General features: G+C 61.8%; 20 protein-coding genes. 5 read left to right on the top strand and 15 right to left on the bottom strand.

All coding sequences use genetic code 11. The annotated features are described in order from the left end of the window. Positions 1 to 105: 105 nt before the first annotated feature. Both NQ492_RS09240 and ribH read left to right on the top strand, forming a co-directional pair. Entirely contained in the window at positions 106 to 789 is a 684-nt protein-coding gene (locus tag NQ492_RS09240; RefSeq protein ID WP_015547313.1) for a tetratricopeptide repeat protein, read from the top strand. Positions 790 to 798: 9 nt separating this feature from the next. Further along, positions 799 to 1,329, top strand: coding sequence for a 6,7-dimethyl-8-ribityllumazine synthase (gene ribH / locus NQ492_RS09245; RefSeq protein ID WP_015547314.1), 531 nt, complete (start codon positions 799 to 801; stop codon positions 1,327 to 1,329). A gap of 164 nt (positions 1,330 to 1,493) precedes the next feature. Here the strand turns inward: ribH and NQ492_RS09250 are convergent, their stop codons facing one another. The 5 genes from NQ492_RS09250 to NQ492_RS09270 all read right to left on the bottom strand — a co-directional run bounded on the left by NQ492_RS09250 (position 1,494) and on the right by NQ492_RS09270 (position 8,017). Next, the gene (locus NQ492_RS09250; protein WP_015547315.1) at positions 1,494 to 2,912 is read right to left on the bottom strand and encodes a calcineurin-like phosphoesterase C-terminal domain-containing protein; all 1,419 of its coding nucleotides are present in this window, start codon (positions 2,910 to 2,912) and stop codon (positions 1,494 to 1,496) included. A gap of 43 nt (positions 2,913 to 2,955) precedes the next feature. Beyond that, positions 2,956 to 4,305, bottom strand: coding sequence for a sodium-dependent transporter (locus NQ492_RS09255; RefSeq protein WP_015547316.1), 1,350 nt, complete (start codon positions 4,303 to 4,305; stop codon positions 2,956 to 2,958). Between the two features lie 53 nt (positions 4,306 to 4,358). Then, the gene (gene folB, locus NQ492_RS09260) at positions 4,359 to 4,712 is read right to left on the bottom strand and encodes a dihydroneopterin aldolase (RefSeq protein WP_015547317.1); all 354 of its coding nucleotides are present in this window, start codon (positions 4,710 to 4,712) and stop codon (positions 4,359 to 4,361) included. 1 nt (position 4,713) lies between these two features. Then, entirely contained in the window at positions 4,714 to 6,018 is a 1,305-nt protein-coding gene (gene tyrS, locus NQ492_RS09265) for a tyrosine--tRNA ligase (protein ID WP_015547318.1), read from the bottom strand. 103 nt (positions 6,019 to 6,121) lie between these two features. Further along, positions 6,122 to 8,017, bottom strand: a complete 1,896-nt coding sequence (locus NQ492_RS09270; RefSeq protein WP_259872892.1) for a DNA polymerase III subunit gamma/tau — start codon at positions 8,015 to 8,017, stop codon at positions 6,122 to 6,124. Between the two features lie 343 nt (positions 8,018 to 8,360). Here NQ492_RS09270 and clpB point away from each other — a divergent pair, with 343 nt between their 5' ends. Continuing rightward, entirely contained in the window at positions 8,361 to 10,958 is a 2,598-nt protein-coding gene (gene clpB, locus NQ492_RS09275; RefSeq protein ID WP_015547319.1) for an ATP-dependent chaperone ClpB, read from the top strand. Between the two features lie 52 nt (positions 10,959 to 11,010). On the opposite strand, the gene NQ492_RS09280 is transcribed toward clpB, so the two are convergent. Both NQ492_RS09280 and NQ492_RS09285 read right to left on the bottom strand, forming a co-directional pair. Beyond that, positions 11,011 to 11,868 (bottom strand): CE1 family esterase, encoded by an 858-nt coding sequence (locus tag NQ492_RS09280; RefSeq protein WP_044054802.1) that lies wholly within the window; start codon positions 11,866 to 11,868, stop codon positions 11,011 to 11,013. An 11-nt stretch (positions 11,869 to 11,879) separates the two neighbouring features. Further along, positions 11,880 to 12,809 carry a glycosyltransferase family 2 protein gene (locus NQ492_RS09285; protein ID WP_015547321.1) on the bottom strand — a complete coding sequence of 310 codons (930 nt, stop codon included), beginning with the start codon at positions 12,807 to 12,809 and terminating at the stop codon, positions 11,880 to 11,882. A gap of 65 nt (positions 12,810 to 12,874) precedes the next feature. Between NQ492_RS09285 and NQ492_RS09290 the strand changes: the two genes are divergently transcribed. Further along, positions 12,875 to 13,756, top strand: coding sequence for a hypothetical protein (locus tag NQ492_RS09290; RefSeq protein WP_015547322.1), 882 nt, complete (start codon positions 12,875 to 12,877; stop codon positions 13,754 to 13,756). 203 nt (positions 13,757 to 13,959) lie between these two features. On the opposite strand, the gene NQ492_RS09295 is transcribed toward NQ492_RS09290, so the two are convergent. The 5 genes from NQ492_RS09295 to pdxA form a co-directional block, all read right to left on the bottom strand. Next, positions 13,960 to 14,613 carry an acylneuraminate cytidylyltransferase family protein gene (locus tag NQ492_RS09295; protein WP_015547323.1) on the bottom strand — a complete coding sequence of 218 codons (654 nt, stop codon included), beginning with the start codon at positions 14,611 to 14,613 and terminating at the stop codon, positions 13,960 to 13,962. A gap of 169 nt (positions 14,614 to 14,782) precedes the next feature. Next, the gene (locus NQ492_RS09300; protein WP_015547324.1) at positions 14,783 to 15,748 is read right to left on the bottom strand and encodes an acyl-CoA synthetase family protein; all 966 of its coding nucleotides are present in this window, start codon (positions 15,746 to 15,748) and stop codon (positions 14,783 to 14,785) included. A gap of 430 nt (positions 15,749 to 16,178) precedes the next feature. Beyond that, complete coding sequence (gene infC / locus NQ492_RS09305) at positions 16,179 to 16,799, bottom strand: translation initiation factor IF-3 (RefSeq protein WP_118406821.1); 621 nt, start codon at positions 16,797 to 16,799, stop codon at positions 16,179 to 16,181. Between the two features lie 159 nt (positions 16,800 to 16,958). Then, positions 16,959 to 18,911 carry a threonine--tRNA ligase gene (thrS, locus tag NQ492_RS09310; RefSeq protein ID WP_022061636.1) on the bottom strand — a complete coding sequence of 651 codons (1,953 nt, stop codon included), beginning with the start codon at positions 18,909 to 18,911 and terminating at the stop codon, positions 16,959 to 16,961. A 98-nt stretch (positions 18,912 to 19,009) separates the two neighbouring features. Next, positions 19,010 to 20,104 (bottom strand): 4-hydroxythreonine-4-phosphate dehydrogenase PdxA, encoded by a 1,095-nt coding sequence (gene pdxA, locus NQ492_RS09315; protein WP_259872893.1) that lies wholly within the window; start codon positions 20,102 to 20,104, stop codon positions 19,010 to 19,012. A gap of 418 nt (positions 20,105 to 20,522) precedes the next feature. Between pdxA and NQ492_RS09320 the strand changes: the two genes are divergently transcribed. Beyond that, on the top strand, positions 20,523 to 20,840 hold the full coding sequence (locus NQ492_RS09320) for a hypothetical protein (protein ID WP_015547326.1): 318 nt from the start codon (positions 20,523 to 20,525) through the stop codon (positions 20,838 to 20,840). Positions 20,841 to 21,126: 286 nt separating this feature from the next. Here the strand turns inward: NQ492_RS09320 and NQ492_RS09325 are convergent, their stop codons facing one another. Genes NQ492_RS09325 through NQ492_RS09335 form a run of 3 tightly spaced genes read right to left on the bottom strand, consistent with a single transcriptional unit; the run spans position 21,127 to position 23,218 of the window. Then, positions 21,127 to 21,882 carry an RNA methyltransferase gene (locus NQ492_RS09325; RefSeq protein ID WP_015547327.1) on the bottom strand — a complete coding sequence of 252 codons (756 nt, stop codon included), beginning with the start codon at positions 21,880 to 21,882 and terminating at the stop codon, positions 21,127 to 21,129. After that, the gene (locus NQ492_RS09330; protein WP_022061640.1) at positions 21,879 to 22,802 is read right to left on the bottom strand and encodes a ribonuclease Z; all 924 of its coding nucleotides are present in this window, start codon (positions 22,800 to 22,802) and stop codon (positions 21,879 to 21,881) included. Before NQ492_RS09330 ends, NQ492_RS09325 begins: the two co-directional genes overlap by 4 nt. Further along, positions 22,799 to 23,218 (bottom strand): hypothetical protein, encoded by a 420-nt coding sequence (locus tag NQ492_RS09335; protein WP_015547328.1) that lies wholly within the window; start codon positions 23,216 to 23,218, stop codon positions 22,799 to 22,801. The genes NQ492_RS09330 and NQ492_RS09335 overlap by 4 nt, the downstream gene beginning before the upstream one ends. Positions 23,219 to 23,220: the final 2 nt, after the last annotated feature.

Consider the following 23,220-nt stretch of genomic DNA (forward strand, 5'->3'; position numbering starts at 1 on the left):
AGGACAAAAATACAAAAAATCCGGACACGACATTGCACATTGTGAATAGTTTTGTATCTTTGCAAACTATCGTACGAATTATAAACTAATAACACAATAAGCAATATGGCAAAGCAGAACGTCGCCGAGCAGGAAACCCTCGGCGAAGCAATGAACAAAACGGAGTTGTTTTTCGAGAGGAACGGCCGGACGATGTCCTACGTTTTCCTCGGTCTGCTCGTCCTCGCAGCCCTCGTTTTCGGCTACCGCTCGCTGATCCTCCAGCCCCGCGCCACGAAGGCCGCCGAGATGATCGCCGAGGCGCAGAACCGTTTCGAAGGCGAGAACCCCGATTTCGAGACGGCGCTGCTGGGCGACGACAACGCGGCCGGTTTCCTCGACGTGATCGAGAAGTACGGCTCGACGCCTTCGGGCAACCTCGCCAAGCATTATGCGGGCATCTGCTACCTGCGTACGGGCGATCTGGAGAACGCCGCCAAATACCTGGCGAAGTTCTCGCAGCTGAAAGGTATCCCCGGGGAGCTGATCAACGCACAGAACTACGGTTTGCAGGGCGATATCGCCGTCGAGCAGCAGGACTACGCCAGGGCGGTGAAGTTCTACGAGAAGGCCGTGAAGGCCGCCGACAACAACCTGACGGCCCCGATGTACCTGCGCAAGGCAGGTCTTGCGGAGCAGGCGCAGGGCAATGAGCAGAAAGCCGCGGCTTTCTATGAAGAGATTTTGACTTCGTATCCCGCCTCGATGGAGGCCCGCGATGCGGAAAAGCTGCTCGGCAGCATCAAATAGCGAAAGACGATGGCGACCAAGAATCACAACCTTTCCAAATTCGACTCACCCCTGCCTTCGGCCGCTGACATGCGGTTCGGTATCGTCGTGGCCGAGTGGAACCGCGAGGTCACCGAGGCCCTGTTGGAGGGAGCCGTGCGCACGCTGCGTGCCGCCGGGTGCCCCGATATGAATATTCAGGTCAAATATGTCCCGGGCACGTTCGAGCTTTCGCTCGGCGCGCAGTTCTTCGCGGAGTATACCGACGTGGACGCCGTCATCGCTCTCGGATGCGTTATCCAGGGCGACACGCGCCACTTCGATTTCATCTGTCAGGGCGTGACGCAGGGCATTACGCAGCTGCAAATCCAGTGGAACATGCCCATCGCTTTCGGCGTGCTGACGGTGGGCGACATGCAGCAGGCCCTCGACCGCTGCGGCGGTCGTCACGGCAACAAGGGCGACGAGGCTGCGGCCACGGCCATCAACATGGTGAAGTTGCAGATCGACATGGAGGCGGCTTCGCCCGACCACGAACCCGACCGGCGCAATATCAACTGATTGCCGCTTTCTGGCGGCGATCTTTCGCACATCCTTTAAACGAGGCGGATGGACAGTACCGAAGTACATTCCATCCGCCTCGTTCTTTTGCTGTCCGGCGTTCGTTCGTCTGATCCGTTCCCGCCGCTCGCCCGGACTTGTTCAGCTGTCGCCGCTTCGGCCGGTCATTGGGCCTTTTCGAGCGTGATGCGCTCCGAATAGCGGCGTCCGAAACGGTCCGTGGCGACTACCTCGATCGTCTGTGCCGAAGCCGAAGGACGCGCTTTGAAATAGAAGTCCGAGATGCGGGGTTGCTGCGATTTGGCGAGTTTCCGCCCGGCGTTTTTCAGAGAGTCGAGATGCGCCGCATAGTCGGGATCGACGATCTGGATGCGCTGCATTGCGCCGCGGTAACGGCCGTCCTCGTACCAGACGACGGTCCAGCAGGGGTCCCAGTTCCAGATTTTGGCCACGACGCTTCCGGGAAACGCTTCCACCTGCCCGGGCTGCCATACCCGCAGTTGCCGTACGGCCGGAGATCCGAGGCTCCGGTACTCCCACGAGAACTCTCCGCCGCATTCGCGGAAGAGCTGGTAGCCTTTGGGCGTGCCGTCCTTGTTGATCGGGTCGTACCACAGATTTCCGCAGATCTGTGCCACGTTGTGCTCCACGACTCCTTCGCGGATGTCGTAGTTCGAGTTGACGTGCGTGTGTCCCGTGATGAAATGCAGTTCGTGGCCGGCGAAGGCGTCCATCAGCCTGGCGGCCGACTCCATGACCTGATTGCCTTTCCAGGCCTTCATGGCCGGGGCGTGCATGGCCACGCAGACGCGCGACCCGGCGGGCAGCCGCCGGGCGTATTCCGCGGCCCAGGCCAGTTGCAGCGAGTCGATCTGCTCGTCGTATTTCTTCGCTCCGTGGTAGACGATGTCGTCGAGGACGATGTAGTGGGTCCGTCCCATGTCGAAGGCGTAGTAGGTGGGGCCGAAATGGTTCCGGTAGTTCTCCGTGGCCTCCCGGTCGGTGTATTTGTTCCGGTCGTGGTCGTGGTTGCCGATCACGCCGTAGACCGGTATTCCGAGCGATGCGAACTGCTCGCGGACGCCGGCGAACAGCTCCGGAGAGTCCCAGACGATGTCGCCGAGCAGCAGCGCCGCCTGTGCCGTGCCCCGTTGCTTTCCGAGGGCGGTCGCGCGTCGCAGTTCGGGGATGATCTCGGTTCGGAGCCGGTCGAAATGCGCCGCGGTTTTGGGCTGCGGGTCGCCGATCGCCAGCAATTCGTAAACCTCGTCCGTGGCCGGCCACGGACGCAGCTCGAAATCGTAACGCTTCGTGGAAGCGGCGTAGGGCCGGAAGAATTGCGGGATGTCCTGCTCCATGGGGGCCAGGTAGCCGGAAGGGGTTACGATGCTGATGAACAGTGCGTCGTCGTCGGCGTCGAGGGTGAAAGTTCCGTCGGCGCCGCTTTCGGTGAAGGAGTGGCCGTCCGTGACGGTGACGCCGGAGACCGGCGTCCCGGCGCATTTGACCGTGCCCCGGATCGGGCGGGCCGTAACGGCTGCGCCGAGGCAGCAGACGAGCAGCAGGACAATGAATCGTTTCATGGTTTCGGTAGGTTTTGGGTTTCGTTCTGATCGGTGCGGGCCGCTAAAAGAGGCCCAGGTTATCCAGGAAGATCAGCAGCAGCACCGCCGGGCAGACGTAGCGCACGAGGAAGATGAACACCCCGTAGATACGGAATTTCAGCGTGCCGTTGTTGCTGATTTCGGCCTTGAGTATTTTCCGGTCGAGGCGCCAGCCGACGAATATGCAGGTGAAGAATCCGCCGGCGGGGAGCAGGATGTTGGCCGTAAGGTAGTCGAGCGAGTCGAAAATCGTGAGTCCGAAGATGTTCCATCCCTTCAGAACGCCCAGCGACAGCGATGCCACGGCGGCCAGCGCCATGCAGGCTCCGGTCGTGGACCATGCGGCGGCCCGCCGGCTCATGTGCCACTCCTCGTGCATGTAGGCCGTGATGACTTCGTGCAGGGAGATGGTCGAGGTGAGCGCCGCAACGACCAGCAGCAGAAAGAATACCGACGACCAGACCATGCTCAGCGGCATCGAGTTGAAGATGCCCGGCAGGGTGATGAATACGAGCGACGGTCCCGACGAGGGTTCGATGCCCACGCTGAACACCGCCGGGAAGATCACCACGCCGGCCAGCACGGCTACCAGCGTGTCGAGGATCGTGACGTTGAGTGCCGTGTGGCGCAGGTTGGTGTCGGGGTTGAAGTAGGAGGCGTAGGTGACCATCGTGCCGATGCCGATCGAGAGCGAGAAGAAGGCCTGCCCCAGCGCCACGAGCACCGTCGAGGGCGTCACCTTCGAGAAGTCGGGCCGGAACAGGAACCGAAGCCCCTCCTCGCCGCCGGGCATCAGCAGCGAGTGGATCGACAGTGCGATCAGGATGACGAACAGCAGGGGCATCAGCACCTTTGCCGAGCGTTCGATGCCTTTCTGCACGCCCATCGCGATGACGAAGTGCGTGGCCAGCACGAACAGCGCGGTGTAGAGCACGGGCCGCCACGGGTTCTGGATGAAATTCTCGAAAACGCTCTTGTATTCGTCGGCGGTGGTGTACCGGGCAAGGCTTCCCGTCACGGAGTGAACCATGTATTCGGCGGTCCATCCCGACACCACGAAGTAGAAGCCCAGGATCAGGAACGCCGCCACGACGCCGTTGTAGCCCAGGAAACTCCACTTGGGGGCGAGCGCCCGGTAGGCTCCCACGGCATTGCGGTGCGAGGCGCGTCCGACCGAGAATTCGGCCACCATGATGGGCAGTCCCAGCAGCAGGACGCAGAGAATGTAAATCACCAGAAAAGCTCCGCCGCCGTTGTCTCCGGCGACATAGGGGAACCGCCAGATATTTCCCAGCCCCACGGAACTTCCGGCCGCGACGAGCACGGCGCTCAATTTGCCGCCCAGCGTTGCGCGGCCGTGTGAATGATGCATATATCGGTTCTATTTGAAAAACTGCGCGCACGCAGCCGCGTGCGCGCAGTTTTCTATTTCTCCAGTACGACGCTCACCTTCTCCAGTTTGCCGCCGAGCGGGGGCGCCAGTTTCGAGACGGTGCATTTTACGTGCCGAACCTGCCGGAACGAGGCGTAGACCGCCTCGATGATGTTCATCGCCACGCGCTCGATCGTGCGCTGGGTAATGCGCATCTGGAGCGAGACGACTTCGTAGACCGTGAGGTAGTTGACCGTCTGTTCGACGCTGTCCTCGGCGGCCGCGTCGCCCAGGCAGGCCGTGATCTCCAGGTCGACCGTGAAGCGGTTGCCGACCTTCCGTTCGAGTTCGTAGCAGCCGTGCAGCGCCCGGAACTCCATGCGCTGGAGAACGATCCGGTATTCCATCCTATTCGGCGATCACGAGGTAGTAGTTCTTCTTGCCGCGCTGCACGAGCAGGTATTTGCCCGCGATCAGGTCCGCGTCGGTCACCGGGCGCATCGCGTCGGCCAGCTTCTCCTTGTTGAGCGACACGCCGCCGCCCTGCACCAGCTTGCGGCACTCGCCTTTCGAGGCGAAGATGTCGCTTTTCTCGGCGCAGAGGTCCACGAACGGGATGCCGGCCGCGAGTTCCGTGCGGGCCACGCGGTACTGGGGCACGCCTTCGAACACTTGCAGCAGGGTCTGCTCGTCGAGACGGCGCAGAGCCTCCGACGTGGCGCCGCCGAAGAGGATGGCCGAGGCCTCGACGGCCTTTTCGTACTCTTCGCGCGAGTGGATCATGCAGGTGATCTCCTCGGCCAGCCGTTTCTGCAATACGCGCAGGTGGGGAGCCGCGTCGTGCTCGGCGATGAGCGCGTCGATGGTCTCACGGTCGAGCAGCGTGAAGATCTTGATGTAGCGTTTGGCGTCCTCGTCGCTGACGTTGAGCCAGAACTGGTAGAACTTGTAGGGCGATGTGTAGCGCGGGTCGAGCCATACGTTGCCGCTCTCGGTCTTGCCGAATTTCGTGCCGTCGGCCTTGGTGATCAGCGGGCAGGTGATGCCGAAGGCCTCGGCCTCGGCGCCCAGCTTGCGGCGGATCAGCTCCGTGCCGGTGGTGATGTTGCCCCACTGGTCGGCGCCGCCCAGCTGGATTTTGCAGTTCATCGTCTCGTAGAGGTGCAGGAAGTCGTAGCCCTGAACCAGCTGGTAGGTGAACTCGGTGAACGACATGCCGTCGCCCTCGCCGTTGAAGCGTTTCTTCACGGAGTCTTTGGCCATCATGTAGTTGACGGTGATGCACTTGCCGATGTCGCGGATGAAATCGAGGAACGTGAATTCCTTCATCCAGTCGTAGTTGTTGACCAGCGCGGCGGCGTTCGGGGCGTCGGAGTCGAAGTCGAGCAGTTTGGCCAGCTGGCGTTTGATCGCCTCCTGATTGTGACGCAGGGTCTTTTCGTCGAGCAGGTTGCGCTCCTGCGATTTGCCCGAGGGGTCGCCGATCATGCCCGTCGCACCGCCCACGAGGGCCAGCGGACGGTGGCCGCACATCTGGAAGTGCTTGAGGATCATCACGCCCACCAGGTGGCCGATATGCAGCGAGTCGGCCGTGGGGTCGATGCCCAGGTAAGCCGTCGTCTGTTCTTTTTCGAGTTGTTCCTTTGCTCCGGGCATGATCGTGTGGATCATGCCGCGCCATTCGAGTTCTTCGATGAAATTCTTTGTTGCCATTATTGCGTTATTTAATTTTCACTTTGTTTTTCGGTGGAAGCGCAGTTCGGAATCTGCTTCCGTCTGACGCTCCATCGCCCATAAATCCCGCTTTTTAAGCGGGTTACTCCACTTCCAAATCCAATGCTTTGCGGAGTTCCGCGATCAGCGGATTCTTTTCCGTCATGTATTTCACCCGGTCTTCGAGTTTGATCGGGCGTGCGGCCCGAATTTCCTCGTTGACGACCACTTCCAGTTCGATCGCTCCCGTGATGCCCGCCAGTTCGGCGATGCGCATCAGCATCCCTGTCTTGCTGCGGAGTATCTCTTCGCGCAGTTCGCTCGTCGGCACGCTCAGCGAGATCGTGTTGCCCTGCACCCTCATCAGTTCGAAGGCCGGGACGAACCGCGGACGTCGTTCCCGGATGAGGTTCAGGATCTTTTCCCGGGCGCGTTCCAGTTTCCGTTCGCACTCGGGGTCGATCGTCGCGACCTCCGGTTCGGCCGTTTCCTGCTCGGAAGGCTCCTCGTCCGGATTGCTGCCCGCCGAGGCGAGCAGTTCCGAAAGGGAGGTTCCCGAGATCAGCGGCCTCCGCACGGGCTGGGGCGCGGGTTTGGACGCTTCGGGCCGTGCGGCCGGAGCGGGAGCGGGTCCCGGGGCGGCTGCGGGTTGCGCCGGCGTTTCCGGCCGGGGTGCGGCCGGCTGCGGAGCCGGGGCGGGAATCGGCGCGGACGCCGGTTGTGAGGCCTGCCCGGGTTGAACCGCTGCGGGTTGCTGCGGAGCCGCCGGAACGGGATTCGGACCGGGGCGGGTCGCCGGGTCGGGCTGCGGTTGCGCCGCAGGCGTCGCCGCGACGGCCGCGGCCGCCGTTCGGGGTGTCAGTTCGGGAAGCGGATACTCCCCGGAAGATGTCAGGGTGTCATTTTTTTTTTGACCGAGTCCGGCGATTTTCATCAGGCCCAACTCGACAAGCAATCGCTGGTTCGACGATTGCCGGATCTTCCCGTCAAGTTCCGTCAGTACGGAGATGGCTCCGAACAGGAACTCGACACTGCAGGCGCCCGCCTGCGTCCGGTATCGTTCGAGCAGCGTTCCGGTCATTTCGATCAGCCGCAGCGTGTCGGGCTGCCTGGCCATCAGGAGATCCCTCATATGGCGGTTCATGCCGGACATGAAGGTCTGGCCCGAGAAGCCTTTCGACAGCACGCTGTCGAAGGCCACCAGCACGTCGACGTAGTTGCCCGCGAGCAGCATCTCCGTCACGCTGAAATAGGTGTCGTAGTCCAGCACGTTCAGCGTCTGGGCCACGTTGCGGTAGTCCAGCGCCGTGCCGCAGAACGACACGGCCTTGTCGAACATCGACAGCGCGTCGCGCATGCCGCCGTCGGCCTTCTGCGCGATGAGGTTCAGCGACTCTTCGTCCGCCGAGATGCCCTCCTGGGAGGCGATGTATTTGAGGTATTCGACCGAATCTTCGACGCGGATGCGGTTGAAATCGTAGATCTGGCAGCGCGAGAGGATCGTGGGGATGATCTTGTGCTTCTCGGTGGTCGCCAGAATGAAGATGGCGTGGGCGGGCGGCTCCTCCAGCGTCTTGAGGAAGGCGTTGAAGGCCGCGGTCGAGAGCATGTGGACCTCGTCGATGATGAACACCGAGTAACGGCCCACCTGCGGGATGATGCGCACCTGTTCGATCAGCGTGCGGATGTCCTCCACGGAGTTGTTCGACGCGGCGTCCAGCTCGTGGATGTTGAGCGAACGTCCCTCGTTGAACGAGCGGCACGATTCGCACTCGTTGCACGCTTCGGCGCCGTCGGGTGCGAGGCAGTTGATGGCCTTGGCGAAGATGCGGGCGCAGGTGGTCTTGCCTACGCCGCGGGGACCGCAGAAGAGATAGGCGTGGGCCAGCTGGCCGCGCTCGATGGCGTTCTGGAGCGTTGAGGTGATATGTTTCTGCCCGACGACCGACCGGAAGGTCGCGGGGCGGTATTTGCGTGCGCTGACGATGAAATCACTCATAGTGTTGCAAAGATACGAAATATGAATTAAGAATTAAAAATTAAGAATTAAAAATTATGTGCCGTGCTCCGGCACGACAAATTGGCGGTTGTTGGCAGTTGTTCTGTGACAAATAATGACACTATGTCCTGGATTCGGAGTTGGCAGGGGTTTTGTGGAATAGTCTTGCGAATGAGTTGTTTCCGCATTCCGGACGAAATCCCGGTCGCGTTGCGACTAAACCCCCGCCGAGGCGGGGGCTTGGGGGTGGGTCAGACTTGTAAACGCGGCGGGACGCCGCGATAACGGCGTTCGGAAACGGAATTGACAAAATGAAGAACAGAAACAATAAATTAGCATTACTATGAACATCAACACTCTTACTATCAAGGCGCAGGAGGCGCTGCAAGCGGCGCTCTCACTGGCGCGGGAGCGGGGACAGCAGGCTGTCGAACCGCTCCACCTGCTCGCGGCGCTGATCCGCGAGGACGATTCGCTCTCGACGTTCCTGCTGGGGCGCGTGGGAGTGAATGTACGTTCGCTGCGCGACGAGGTCGGCCGGGCCGTGGCGTCGCTGCCGCGCGTCGAGGGCGGCGGCGAGCAGTTCTTTGCGCAGGACACCTCGAAGGCGATCCAGCGCGCCGTGGACTTCACGAAGAATTTCGGCGACAAATACGCCTCCGTCGAACACCTGCTGCTGGCCCTCGTGGCCGAGCGCGGGCAGGCCGCCGACATCCTCAAACGCAGCGGCGCGACGGAAAAGGAGCTGATTGAGGCGATCCGCACCTTCCGCAAGGGTGCGACGGTCGATTCGCAGACCTCCGAGCAGCAGTTCGACGCGCTGGGCAAGTATGCCATCAACCTCAACGAGCAGGCGCGCTCGGGAAAACTCGACCCGGTCATCGGGCGTGACGAGGAGATCCGCCGCGTGCTGCAAATCCTTTCGCGGCGCACGAAGAACAATCCGATTCTCGTGGGCGAGGCCGGCGTCGGCAAAACCGCCATCGCCGAGGGCATCGCCCGCAGGATCATCGACGGCGACGTGCCCGAGAACCTGAAGTCGAAGGTCATCTACTCGCTGGACATGGGTGCGCTGATCGCAGGCGCCAAGTATCAGGGCGAGTTCGAGGAGCGTCTGAAAGCCGTCGTGCAGGAGGTTACGGCCAGCGAGGGCGAGATACTGCTCTTCATCGACGAGATCCACACGCTGGTCGGCGCCGGCAAGTCGTCGGGGGCGATGGATGCCGCGAACATCCTCAAACCGGCCCTTGCGCGGGGCGAGCTGCGGACCATCGGAGCCACGACGCTCGACGAGTTCCAGAAATACTTCGAGCAGGACAAGGCCCTCGAACGCCGTTTCCAGAAGGTGATGGTCGACGAGCCTTCGCAGGAGGACGCCATCTCGATCCTCCGCGGCCTGAAGGAGCGTTACGAAAACCACCACCAGGTGCGGATCAAGGACGAGGCCATCGTGGCCGCCGTCGAGCTTTCGACGCGCTACATCACCTCGCGGTTCCTGCCCGACAAGGCCATCGACCTGGTGGACGAGGCCGCCTCGCGGCTGCGTCTGGAGATGAACTCCGTGCCCGAGGAGATCGACACGCTCGACCGCCGGGTCCGCCAGCTCGAAATCGAACGCGAGGCCATCCGCCGCGAGAAGGACAAGGAGCGCGTCGAGCACCTGACCAAGGAGATCGAGGAACTGAAGGCCCGTGACGCCGAGATGCGTGCCAGGTGGCAGGGCCAGCGCGATCTGCTCAAAAAGATTCAGGCCAACAAGGATAAGATCGAGTCGCTGAAAGTCGAGGCCCAGCAGGCCGAACGGCAGGGCGACTACGGCAAGGTGGCCGAAATCCGCTACGGCAAGATTCAGGAGGCCGAGAAGGAGATCGCCGCTTTTCAGGAGGAGTACCGCCTCGCTTCGGCCAGCGGTTCGATGATCAAGGAGGAGGTCGACGCGCAGGACGTTGCCGAGGTGGTGTCGCGCTGGACGGGCATTCCCGTGACGCGCATGCTGGCCTCGGAGCGCGAGAAACTGCTCCACATGGAGGACGAACTCCACAAGCGCGTCATCGGGCAGGAGCAGGCCATCGCGGCCATTTCCGACGCCGTGCGCCGTTCGCGCGCCGGGCTGAACGATCCCCGCAAGCCGATCGGTTCGTTCATCTTCCTCGGTACGACGGGCGTCGGCAAGACCGAGCTGGCCAAGGCGCTGGCCGAGTTCCTGTTCAACGACGACCAGATGATGACGCGTATCGACATGAGCGAGTACCAGGAGCGGCACGCCGTGTCGCGGCTCGTCGGGGCGCCTCCGGGATACGTCGGTTACGACGAGGGCGGCCAATTGACCGAGGCCGTGCGGCGCAAGCCCTATTCCGTGGTGCTGCTCGACGAGATCGAGAAGGCGCATCCCGACGTCTTCAACATCCTGTTGCAGGTGCTCGACGACGGCCGGCTGACCGACAACAAGGGCCGTACGGTGGATTTCCGCAACACGATCATCATTATGACCTCGAACATGGGTTCGCAGGTGATCCAGGATAACTTCGCCGAGGCCTTCGACGGCAGGAAGCTGCCCGAAGAGGTTGTCGAGCGGACGCGCCTCGCGGTGATCGACCTGCTGAAACAGCAACTCAAACCGGAGTTCCTGAACCGTATCGACGAGATCGTGATGTTTGAGCCGCTGACGCACAAGGACATCGAACGCATCGTCGACATCCAGTTGGGCATCGTGCGCAGGATGCTTTCGGAGAACGGCATCCGGCTGGAGTACAGCGACAAGGCGCGCGAATGGATCGCCTCGGCGGGTTACGATCCGCTCTATGGCGCACGTCCCGTGAAGCGGGTCATCCAGCGCTATGTGGTCAACGACCTTTCGAAGCGGATTCTTGCCGGCGAGGTCGACCGCTCGAAGCCGATCGCGATTGACGCCGGGCAGGACGGGCTGACGTTCTCGAACTGACGCCGCCCGGCAGAGTGAAAAAGGGTTCCGAATCGTCGGAACCCTTTTTCGTTTACCGGACGTATCTGCTGAAAAACTTCCACAGCTCTTCGCCCGTGTCTACGCCCGTCTCTTTCCAGGAGTGCTTTCCGCCGACGGTCTCGTAGAGCCAGACCTCGTTTCCGTCCGTGCCCTCCGTGTAGCGGTGGGCGATGACCTGCAAGCCGCCGGGGCGGGAGGGCAGGGTGTCGACCCGCTCTGCGAGGCATTTGTTCTTGGCGGCCCAGTAGCCGACCGCGGTCGGGACGGAGACATAGGCGCCCCAGCCCCCTTCGTTGCCGAGGTCGCCTTCCCAGCGGGTCGTCCGGTCTTCGGTGCCGTGGATTTCGAACAGCGGAATCGGATGCGGATTGCGGTCCGAGCGGAGGATTTCGACGGACATGAACCCGGCGACCGGTCCGAGGGCCGCATAGGTCTCCGGACAGCGCGAGGCCAGCAGGTAACACATGTCCCCGCCGTTCGACATACCCGTGCAGAAGACGTTGCGGCGGCTCAAACCATGTTTTTTCTGAAGGTGCCGGATCAGTTCGGAGAGGAACCGCACGTCGTCGACGGCCATATCGGCCTGAAAGGGGTAACCCACGTTCCAGCACGTCTTGCCGCGGCCGTCGCGTTCGCCCTGCGGGTAGCAGACGGCGAAACCGTGGCGGTCGGCAACGCGGTTCATGTCGAACCGTTCCGGGTCGCCCTGTCCTCCGTAGCCGTGGAGGACAATGACCAGCGGCGCGCCGTCGGGCAGCCCTTCGGGCAGGTGGAGGCGGTAGGTGCGGTCGATGCCGCCCGAACGCAGCGTGTGGCCGGGCGTCTGCGCGAGGCAGGTTCCCGCGGCGAAAAGCAGCAGGCAGGAAAGGGTGTGCAGGAGGTATTTCATCATTTTGAGCATTAGAGTCCTTTGCGGGCGAGGCGCCAGGCCAGCGCGTTGTAAAGCCGGATCACGGGACCGCGCCAGCCGGCGGGCAGGGCGTTCAGGGCGCGGACCTTGCGCAGCGTGCGGCGGTAGGTCCGCGTCCAGGCGAAGAACCGGGCGGCGCGGGCGGCCTCCTTCGTGCCGCCTTTGGCGCTGATGATAAGCGCTTTTCCCAGTGCGGCGCGGGCCACGAACTCCCGGTCCTCCTCGGGGGCCAGCGGGTCGTACAGCTCCTCGAACGAATGGACGGTCTTCTCGGGCGTGTAGCTTGCCGCCGAGCGGTTCGAAGCCACCCGCGAGTAGCGGACCAGCCGTTCGGGCGAGAAGCAGACTTCGTAGCGGCGGGCGATCCTGATCCACATGTAGAGGTCTTCGGCGATCTTCATGCCCTCGGGAAACAGCCCCACGGTGTCGAACACGCGCCGCGGGATGCAGCTGGCCGACGGGATGGCGATGTAGCGGTGGGCCGATTCGCGGAAGAAATTCGCCACGACGCCCCGCTCGGAGGGTGTCGGGGCCGGATAGGTCCCGTCGTGGCTTATTATTGAAAATGCCGTGCAGTAGAGTCCGCAGCCGGGGAACTCGCGGATCATGGCGGCGATTTCGGCCAGAAACCCCGGCTCCCAGGCGTCGTCGGCGTCCAGCAGGGCGATGTATTCGCCTGTCGACTCTGCGATGCCGCGGTTGCGTGCGGCGCAGACCCCGGCGTTGGACTGCCGGACGAGCCTTACGAGCGGTGAGCCGATCGCACGCACGACCTCCGCGCCGCCGTCGGTCGAACCGTCGTCCACGACGATGATCTCCTGCGGGGGGCGGGTCTGCGCCAGGGCCGAGCGTACGGCCGTGCCGATTTCCAGCTGCTTGTTGTAGAGGGGTATGACGACCGAAATGGTGGGTTCTGACATCTGTTCTGCCGGGTTTTGTTGCGAAGATATTGATCTTTTGCTACTTTTGCAAATAAAACCGTACCATGACCGTATTCGAAAAAACCGACCGATTCCTGCGCAACCTCTATGAGACGGCGTTTTACTTTGCGGTGATGGCCGTGAAGGAGAATTTCCGCAACTACGTCGGCCGAGCCGGAACGGTCGGCGCGCCGAAGCCGTCGGTCCTGATCCTCGGCAACGGCCCTTCGCTGGCCGAAGACCTGCCGCGGCTGATCGCCCGGGGCGAACACACGGCAAAGGACGTCATGGCGGTCAACTACTTTGCGCTGGACGAGCGTTTCGGGACCGTCCGTCCCGCCTATTACGTGCTTTCCGATCCGATGTTCTTCCGCGACAGTGTCTGCCGCGACCGTGTGGCGGAACTCTACCGCACGCTTGCCGAAAAGGTGACGTGGCCGATGAACCTCTACGTGCAGTACTACAACCCCGAGCGGTTCGACTACCGTGCCGCGCTGCCCAACCCCAATATCCGCATCGTGCGGTTCCACACGCAGGTCTACCGCGGGTTCCGGGGCGTGGAGTTCTGGCTCTACCGCCACGGTCTGGGAAGCGCCAATTTCGGGACCGTGGTGCAGGTGTGCGAGTACGTCGCCCTGCTGCTGGGTTACAAGACGCTGGAACTCTATGGGGTGGATCATACGCTGCTCGACGGACTGTCTGTCGACGACGAGAACCGTCTCTGCCGGGCCGACAGGCACTATTACGACGACGCTCCGGCCGTTCCGAAGCCGATCTTCCAGAAGGTTCCGCACCGTCCCTATACGATGGCCGTTTATCTGGCCGAGGTCGCCGAACTGTTCCGCGGCCACGAGGCGTTGCGCGATTACGCCCGATCGCTCGGGGCGCGGATCATAAACCGGACCGGGGGGTCGATGATCGACGCCTACGAGCGGGAGCGAAAATAGAAAAAGGGCGGTTCTGAAAATTCGCAGGGTCGGAAGACTCATTTTTCAGCAATTCGGCTCTGTTTTCAGGCAGCTGCTCGCGGTGGCCTGCTATGGAGCGTGCGGAATAGCAGGCTTCCGCAAGGCGGAGCTGCGGCCTGCCGATTCGCCTCCGGCAAATCGAAAATCTTCCGAGCCTGCGAGTTCGCAGAATCGGCTTTTATTTATCCCGGCAGGTTCCGGCTCGCCGCGATGATTTCGGCCATGGCGAAGTCCTCGGGGTAGTCGATGTCCAAACCCTCGATGCGGTCCACGACGGCCATGTAGGGACGATCGCCGATGCGGCGGCCGCGGCCGCACCACAACTCCCGCGAAAAGATGAAGAAGGCGCTGGTCTCGATGTAAACCGGCTCGATGGTCTGCGTGCGGGGGATGTTGTCGAGAGCGTAGTTGAGCGGACGGCCTTCGAACCAGGCGAAAGTCTGGATTTTTTCGGCGCTGAACGCCGAGTCGTATTCGCCCGAACGCACTTTGCCGAGCGCATCGGCAAGGGTCGCGGCGCGGATGAACGGCGAGGTGGCGTGGGCGAGGATGTAGAGGTCGGCCCCGACCCGGGCGGTGAAGCTGTCGTAAATCTCCCGTCCGAGCGTCGTGTCGCTGTCGAGCGACGGGTCGCGGAGCAGCAGCCGGACCCCCTCGGGCAGCAACGCGCGGATGCCTTCGTCGCTGCAAAAGACGTAGACCTCGTCGATGCCCTCCACTTCAGTCAGGGTTTTCAGGATATGACACATCAGCGGCGATCCGTCCAGCGGGCGGAGGTTCTTGCCTGCGACGCGCTGGCTGTTGAGCCGGATGGGAACGAATGCTACGGTTTTCATGGAGTCTGATAATTTGTAAAGGGGTTCGTCGCGACACGCTGCCGCTTGCGGCGTTCAACTTCCCGCCCCGGGCGGGGAGTCAGGGGTGGGGCGGATTTGCAAACACGGCGGAACACCGTGGGAACGGCATTCCGCGCTGCGATGCATTGCCGATATTTCAACCGGCATTTCATTGTACCAGAAGATTGCAGCCCCGGATGTCCGAATGGTCGATGCGGCCTTCGATGACGAACGCGCCGTCCGCGCCGACGCGCCCCACGTCCTGTGTCTGGATAAAGGCGCACGACCACCAGGAAGCCAGATCCGCGATGTTCAGCCCGCCGCGTGCGCCTGCCGGGAGCGGGTCGAACGGGTCGTTGACGTCGCGTGCCGTGACGCGCATCCAGTCCGGGCAGCGGAACACGTTGCCTCCCTGCGAATAGGCCTGCGAGGTGAGTTCGGCCATGCCGTATTCCGAATGAATCTCCCCGACCCCGAAGGCGTCGCAGAGGATTCGGTGGAACTCCTCTTTGGGAATCTCCTCGCGGTAACCCTTCATGCCGCCCGTCTCCATCACCACCGTATCGCGGAGCTTCGGAGCGTACCGCTCCGCGAGGTCCCACAGCGCATAGCTTACGCCCAGCAGGATTTTCGGCTTCGGGTCGCGCTCCATCGCCGCCAGCAGTCCTTCGCAGTCATCCAGATAGAATCCGCCTGATCCGCAGTCGGCGATCAGCCGGTCGGCCATGTAGACCAGCGACGAACCTTTGCGCCGCAGGTAATTGGGCAGCAGGGCGTAGAGGCTCAATCCGGCGGGGTCGCCGTAGAAGTTGCGGAATGCCGTGCGGAACGCCTGCTCGTAGAGCGCCAGCGAGCGCATCGGGTGGCGCGAGGGCGTCATTCCGGTCGTGGCCGACGAAGTGAAGACCGCCTCGGGCGGAGTCTCCCCGCAATAGACCGTATGCGTCTTGAACAGTTCGATGGGCAGGTACGGAATCTTTTCAGGCGTGTCGACATGCTCCGCCCGGACGCCGATCCGGGCGAGGTATTCGCGGTAGGGGGCGCATTCGCGGGCCTGGCGGCGGAATATTTCCAGCGCCGCGGCGTCGAAGGCCGCTCCGTCCGCAATGCGGAATATGTCGTCGGGGGTGATCATTACATGCAAAGTTACCAAAAAAACGGACGATTCCAAAACCGAATCGTGTCCGGTTCGGCAAAAGGTTTCGACTTCTGAAAGGGGCGTAACGCCCCCAAAGGTAATGAAAAAATTGAAACGAGACTCTTCTCGAAGCGTCGGTTCCGTCGCCTGTAAACGCAAAAACAACAATCCGCGGTCCGGATGCATCCGCCCCGCAGTCGTTGTTTTCGCATTTGTACTTTTGGCCCGCAATGTTTCGGGGCGTTATTTACGTCGTATGTCTCGCTTTGGCGAGACAAGACGCGCTCCGTGAACAGCTTTCGCGGCTCGGCAAAGCACCGCTTCGCTGTAAACGCAAAAACAACAACCCGCGGTCCGGATACATCCGCCCCGCAGTCGTTGTTTTCGCATTTATGCCTTCGGCATTCGCTTTGCCCTCGCCTTGTCGCTATTTCTTGACTTTGGGCGCGAGCATCATGTTCATCTTCTTGCCGTCGAGCTTCGGCATCATCTCCACCTTGGCGAACTCTTCGAGGTCCGTGGCAAAGCGCAGCAGCAGGATTTCGCCCTGCTCCTTGAAGACGATCGAACGTCCGCGGAAGAAGACGTAGGCCTTGACCTTGGCCCCCTCCTTGAGGAAGTTCTGCGCGTGCTTGAGCTTGAAGTTGTAGTCGTGGTCGTCGGTCTGCGGGCCGAAGCGGATCTCCTTCACGACGACTTTCGTCTGGTTCGCCTTCAGTTCCTTGGCCTTCTTTTTCTGCTGGTAGAGGAACTTCTGATAATCGGCGATGCGGCATACGGGCGGCTCGGCCTTGGGCGAGATCTCGATCAGGTCGAGTTCCATCTCGTCCGCCAGACGCAGTGCGTCGCGGATCGACATCACCTGCGGCTGGGGAATGTTGTCCCCCACCAGACGCACCTCGGGAACCGTGATCTGTTCGTTGATGCGGTGGGGATTCTCCTTTTCGGGCGGCCTGCGTCCGAAGCGGGGATTGTTGCCTGTTGCCGGTCTTGGTCTGTTATTCCCGGGGGTAAACGGCCTCGGCGGGAATGGTTTCGGTGCTGCGATAATCGTTAAGTATTAAAATGGTTAATTAAATTTTGTTCTTTGCTTTCGGGCTTCCGAGAGTGGTAATCCTCGCGGCTGCGCCGCGTTTGTAAATTTTACCCTCTCCTGAATCCTCTCCCTCGGAGGGGACTTTGTCGGAAAGCCCCGGTTATTCCTTGCTTATTTCTTTTCGAGCTTGTTGGCCTCGATCTCCTCTTTGACCAGTCCGGCGATGAAGTCGCGGAACGCCTCCAGGGACATCTGTCCCTTGTCGCCTTCGCCCTGCGCACGGACGGAAACCAGCCCTTCGGCCTCTTCCTTCTCGCCGACGATCAGCAGATAAGGGATGCGTTTAAGTTCGTTGTCGCGGATCTTGCGGCCGATTTTCTCGTTGCGGTCGTCGACCTCGGTGCGCACGTCGCTGCGGTTGAGGAACTCCGACACTTTCTGGGCATAGTCGTTGAACTTCTCCGAAATGGGGAGCACCACGACCTGCTGGGGCGAGAGCCACAGCGGGAACTTGCCGCCCGTATGCTCCAACAATACTGCCACGAAACGCTCCATCGAGCCGAACGGCGCGCGGTGAATCATAATCGGGCGGTGGAGACGGTCGTCAGCGCCCTTGTACGTGAGGTCGAAACGCTCCGGGAGGTTGTAGTCCACCTGGATCGTTCCCAGCTGCCACTTGCGGCCGATGGCGTCCTTGACCATGAAGTCGAGCTTCGGGCCGTAGAAGGCCGCTTCGCCCAGCTCCACGACCGTCGTAAGGCCTTTCTCCTTGGCGGCCTGCATGATGGCCGACTCGGCCTTCTCCCAGTTCTCGTCCGAACCGATGTATTTCTCCTTGTTGTTCGGGTCGCGCAGCGAAATCTGGGCGGTGTAGTTGTCGAACTTCAGCGTCTTGAAGATATAGAGCACGATGTCGATCACGCGTTCGAACTCTTCCAGAAGCTGATCCGGACGAACGAACAGGTGGGCGTCGTCCTGCGTGAATCCGCGCACGCGCGTCAGTCCGTGCAGCTCGCCCGACTGTTCGTAGCGGTAGACCGTTCCGAACTCCGCCAGACGCACGGGCAGCTCCTTGTACGAACGGGGTTTCGAGCGGTAGATCTCGCAGTGGTGCGGGCAGTTCATCGGTTTGAGCAGGTACTCCTCGCCCTCGATCGGGGTGTGGATCGGCTGGAACGAGTCCTTGCCGTATTTGGCGTAGTGGCCCGAGGTGACATAAAGCTCCTTGTTGCCGATGTGCGGCGTGATCACCTGCTGGTAGCCGTACTCCTTCTGCACGCCCCGCAGGAACTGCTCCAGCCGGTCGCGCAGCGCAGCTCCCTTGGGCAGCCACAGCGGCAGGCCCTGGCCCACGCGCTGCGAAAAAGTGAACAGTTCGAGGTCCTTGCCCAACTTGCGGTGGTCGCGTTTCTTGGCCTCCTCCATCATCGCGAGGTACTCGTCGAGCATTGATTTCTTGGGGAACGAGATGCCGTAGATACGCGTCAGCATCTTGTTCTTCTCGTTGCCGCGCCAGTAGGCTCCGGCCACGGACGTAAGTTTCAGGGCCTTGATATATCCCGTGTTGGGAATGTGCGGGCCGCGGCAGAGGTCCGTGAACGCACCGTTGGTATAGAAGGAGATGGTGCCGTCTTCGAGGTCCGTGATCAGTTCGACCTTGTACTGGTCGCCCTTCTCGGTGAAGGTCTTCAGCGCTTCGGCCTTGGGGACTTCGCGGCGGAGGAGCGCTTCCTTGTTGCGGGACAGCTCCACCATCTTGTTTTCGATCGTCGGCAGGTCGGCCTCGGTGATGGGCGTCGGGGAATCGACGTCGTAGTAGAAGCCGTTTTCGATGGCCGGGCCGATGCCGAACTTGATGCCCGGGTAGAGCGCTTCGAGAGCCTCGGCCAGCAGGTGCGACGAGGTGTGCCAGAAGGCGTGCTTGCCCTCTTCGTCGTCCCATTTGTAGAATTTGACCGAAGCGTCCTCTTCGATCGGGCGCGTCATGTCCACCGTCGCGCCGTTTACCGCGGCCGCGAGCGAGTCAGCAGCTAAACGAGGGCTGATGCTCTCTGCGATCTGATACGCAGTAGTCCCTTTGGCATATTCACGTACGGAGCCGTCGGGAAAAGTGATTTTGATCATTTTGTTGTATAAATTAAGTTTTCGGGGCCTTCGGCGCTTCCACAATTACGAGACGGAATACGCCTCCGGGTTGCCCGGTGTTTTTGTTCGGGTCTTTGTCAAACCTCCTTTTCGGTCTGCGGCAGGTCCTTGACCGAGACGTCGCGGCCGCCGCGGTCGCGTTCGGCGCGTTGCAGCGGATTGCGCGTCCATTCGGCCCATGCGCGGCGGTGCTCCGCGATGTCGATGGCCGCATAGATCGCATTGCGCATCGACTGCGGGTCGGCCTTGTCCTTCCCGGCGATGTCGAAGGCCGTGCCGTGGTCGGGCGAGGTGCGCACGGCCGAAAGCCCCGCCGTGAAGTTCACCCCGTCGGGCGACAGGCTCTTGAACGGCGCCAGCCCCTGGTCGTGGTACATGGCCAGGATGCCGTCGTACTTGGCGTATCCGCCCCCGGCGAAAAGCCCGTCGGCGGCAAAAGGCCCGAAGGCCAGCACGCCTTTCGAAAACGCCTCGACAATGGCCGGGCGGATGATCTCCTGCTCCTCGCGTCCCAGCAGTCCGCCGTCGCCGGCGTGGGGGTTGAGCGCCATGACGGCGATGCGCGGCTCGACGATGCCGAAGTCCTCGATGAGCGCACGGCGCAGCGTGTCGAGGTCGCGAACGATCCGCTCTTTGGTGATGTTGCGGGCGATCTCCGAGACGGGGATGTGCTTGGTGACCAGCCCCACGCGCAGCACGTCGCTGCACAGGATCATCATGGCTTCGCCTTCGAGTTCGGCGGCCAGGTATTCGGTGTGTCCCGTGTAGCGGAAGTCGTCCGCCTGCACGGTCTCCTTGTCGAAGGGTGCGGTCACGAGCGCGTCGAGGTGTCCCGCCTTCAGGTCGCGCATGGCCGCGCACAGCGCCTCTACGGCCGCGCGTCCGGCTTCGGGGGTCGGCTTGCCCGGCGCGATGTCGGCCGTCTCCCCGCATGCCACGAGGTTCGCCTTTCCGCGGCGCGCCTCGGCGGCCGACGCCACGGGGTTGAAGGAGAAGGCTTCGATCTCCGCGACGGTATTTCGGTAATAGGCCGCGGCTTTGGGCGAGCCGTAGACGACGGGTGTGAAAAGCTCCGTCATCCGCGGGTCGGCGAGCGCCTTGAGGATGATTTCCCAGCCGATGCCGTTCGTGTCGCCCTGCGTGATGCCTATTTTGAATTTGTTTTCCGGCATAATCAATTTTATTTCAACTTACAAAGTTATAAAATATTCAGAATACACAATGCCTCGGATTCGATTAAAATGAATTTTTACCCCGCTTTGCGCCGGAAGTGCAATTTTTCACTATCTTTGTTACAGCAGTCTGTGAGGATTGCTGACATTTTTGGGATAAAAAGCGCATCGGCTTTTTTTCTTACCGCCGAAAATTGGACACTTTTGTGTAACATAAGGAATAAGGGTTGATGCTCTCGCTGTTTTCCAGCGTGGGCATTTGCCGCATTCTACGTTACGGGTCGTCCAATACCTCGACGGTGGAGCAGCAAGTCTGCCCGCGCTTTTTTCCGGACCAAGCAAGTTTGGAGAAATGAGAAGATGTGAGCGGAAAATGTTGAAATGCAATGCTGAACTTGTAGATATCGTATTCCGTCTGATGTTCGAAACGTTCTGGGTGGCCCCTTACGACCTGCGGCGGGATTTCCCGGTGCTGGTCAATTTCGAACGTCATGCGCGCCATGCGTCGGTGCTGTTGGGTAAAATCGACTTCGCCTCGGCCTCCGGGGCGCAGATATACGAATTGGGAAAGACCGTCGCAGCGCTCGACCGGGCCGTCCGGCAGATCGCCGAAGCGCGGCTGTTTTCGCCCGTGGAGTGTGCCGAGGCGCAGGAACTGGTCGGACGCATCCGGAATGCGCTGCCTGCGGCCTGCGCCGCCGGGCTTGCGGCGGCTCTTTCGCACGATTCGGAATAGCTGCGGGATGCCGGCTCCGCCCGGCCCCTGCGACCGCAGGTCGCAGGGATTCTGTCATGCACCCTCGCCTTCGCTCGGGATAACCGCACTCCGTGATTTCTTGGGCGGCTCCTCCTGCCGCCGAAATTACGTCGCATCCCTCGCCTTCGCTCGGGATAACCGCGCTCCGTGATTTCTTGGGCGGCTCGGCAAAAGCCGGAAAAACCGGAGCCGGTTTAAAACGCAACGGACCCCGCCTGGGAAATGAATTTCCGGCGGGGCCTGATGCGTTTTAGTCCTTCGGACTTTATTTTCCGGCTTTTGCGCTCGCCTGGCGGCGAAATTCACCACAGACGATGCCCGTGGCCATGGCGACGTTGAGCGATTCCGAACCCCGGCGGTCGGCCGGCCAGGGCGGGATGAAGAGTTTCTGCGTGACGGTGCGGGCCACGGCGTCGGTGATTCCGCGCCCTTCGTTGCCCATCACGACGATGCCCGCCGGCTTCAGTTCGGTTTCGTAGATGTTCGCTCCTTCCAGAAAGGTTCCGCAGACCGGAAGTCCCAGCGCGGCGGCCTTCGAAAGCAGCGCCGCGAGGTCGGTGTAGTGGACCCTTACGCGGAGGATCGCCCCCATCGTGGCTTGTACGACCTTGGGGTTGAAACAGTCGGCCGAGGCTTCGGAGCAGACGATGTCCGTGATGCCGAACCAGTCGGCCAGCCGGATGATCGTGCCCAGGTTTCCGGGGTTCTGCACGTCGTCGAGCGCCAGCGTCAGCCGTCCCCGCAGCCGCTCCGGCTTCAGGTCGCAGCGGGGGATTTCGACCAGCGCCAGCGAGTTGCTCGGGGTTTTGAGCTGCGAGAGCCGCTCCATGTCGCGCGGGGCGACGGTCTCGACCTCGGGCCCGTTGAAAACCCCTTCCAGCGAGAATATCCTGCGTACGGAGAGGTGCGATGCGCGCAGTTCGCCGATGAGTTTCTCCCCCTCGGCGACGAAAAGTCCGTGCTCCGTGCGGCCGCGTTTGTCGGCCAGCGCGCGGACGAGTTGTATGTCGGCTTTTGTCATCGTTGTTTTTCGATGGTGTAGGTGGTTCCTTCGGTCGCCGGGTAACTCTCGGCAAAGAGCGTCCGCGCCTCCTCGACCAGCGGCGTTTCGTCCTTGTAGCGCGACGAATAGTGGCCGATCACGAGCCGCCGGGCGCCCGCTTTCAGGGCGGCTTTCGCTGCGTCCGTCGTGGTCGAGTGCCCGCGGTCGCGGGCGCTCCGCTGTTCGGCGGCGGCATAGGTCGCTTCGTGGTACATCAGATCGACTCCCCGGCACAGTCCCGCGGCCTTGGCCGAGTAGTTCGTGTCCGAGAGGTAGGCGTACGAGCGCGGCGCATAGGGGCGGTAGGTCAACTCGGCATTGGGAATCACCTCGCCCGTGGCCAGCCGTATCTCCTCGCCGCGCTTGGCGGCGGTGATCTGCGCGATCGAAAGCCCGTATTTGGCGATCTTGAATTTCTCGACGTTCAGCGGCGGCTCCTTCTCGCGGAACAGAAACCCGGCGCACGGCACGCGGTGGCGCAGCGGGACGCTCCACACCTCGAGGGTACGGTTTTCCAGCAGCAGGGCGTGCTTGGTCGTGTCGACCTCGGTCCACGCGACGGTGTAGGGCAGCTCCGTGTCGAAGTACCGGAGGTGGCAGGCCAGGATCTCGCCGAAGGGCGCCGGGGCGAAGACCCGGAGCGGGGTTTTGCGTCCGTACAACGCCAGCGTCGAGATGAGCGGGAACAGCCCGAAAACATGGTCTCCGTGGAGGTGCGAGATGAATACGGCCCGGATTTTCAGCGGATTGACGCCGTAGCGGACCAGCTGTTGCTGCACGCCTTCGCCCGCATCCACGAGGTAATACTGTTCGTGGACGTTGACCGCCTGCGCCGAAGGGTGGCGGGCGACGGTCGGCTTCGCGGAGGACGAGCCCAGTATGGTGACCGAGAAACTCAATTCGTCTGTGTTTTATACTTTATGAATGTCGCCAGAAGCCGGTTGGTCGTGAAAACGCTCTGGGATGTGGTGGCGGTTCGGGTTTTGCTGCCGTCGTCGTTTTTCTCGATCTTTTCGGTCGTCGTGTAGGTCGGGGCGGAGGTTTCGCTCACGACGCCTTCGAAGACGATGGCGTCGGCTCCTTTCTCCCGGCCAATCTGTTCGATGAGGGCCTGCGCCTCCTCCAGCGTCTTGCCGAAGGGTGTCGCCTTGATGCTGCCCATCGTTTCGTAGTCCGAGGGAACGTCCTTCCAGTCGAAATAAAGTTCCGGCGCGGTTCCGGTTGTCGGATAGGCTTTGCCGATATAAGTGGTGCGGATTTCGGCGCACGAGGCGATGCAGCATGCCGCCGCCAGCAGTAAAAGGAGCTTCTTCATGG

The sequence above is a fragment of the Alistipes shahii WAL 8301 genome (genome assembly GCF_025145845.1).
GTDB lineage: Bacteria > Bacteroidota > Bacteroidia > Bacteroidales > Rikenellaceae > Alistipes > Alistipes shahii.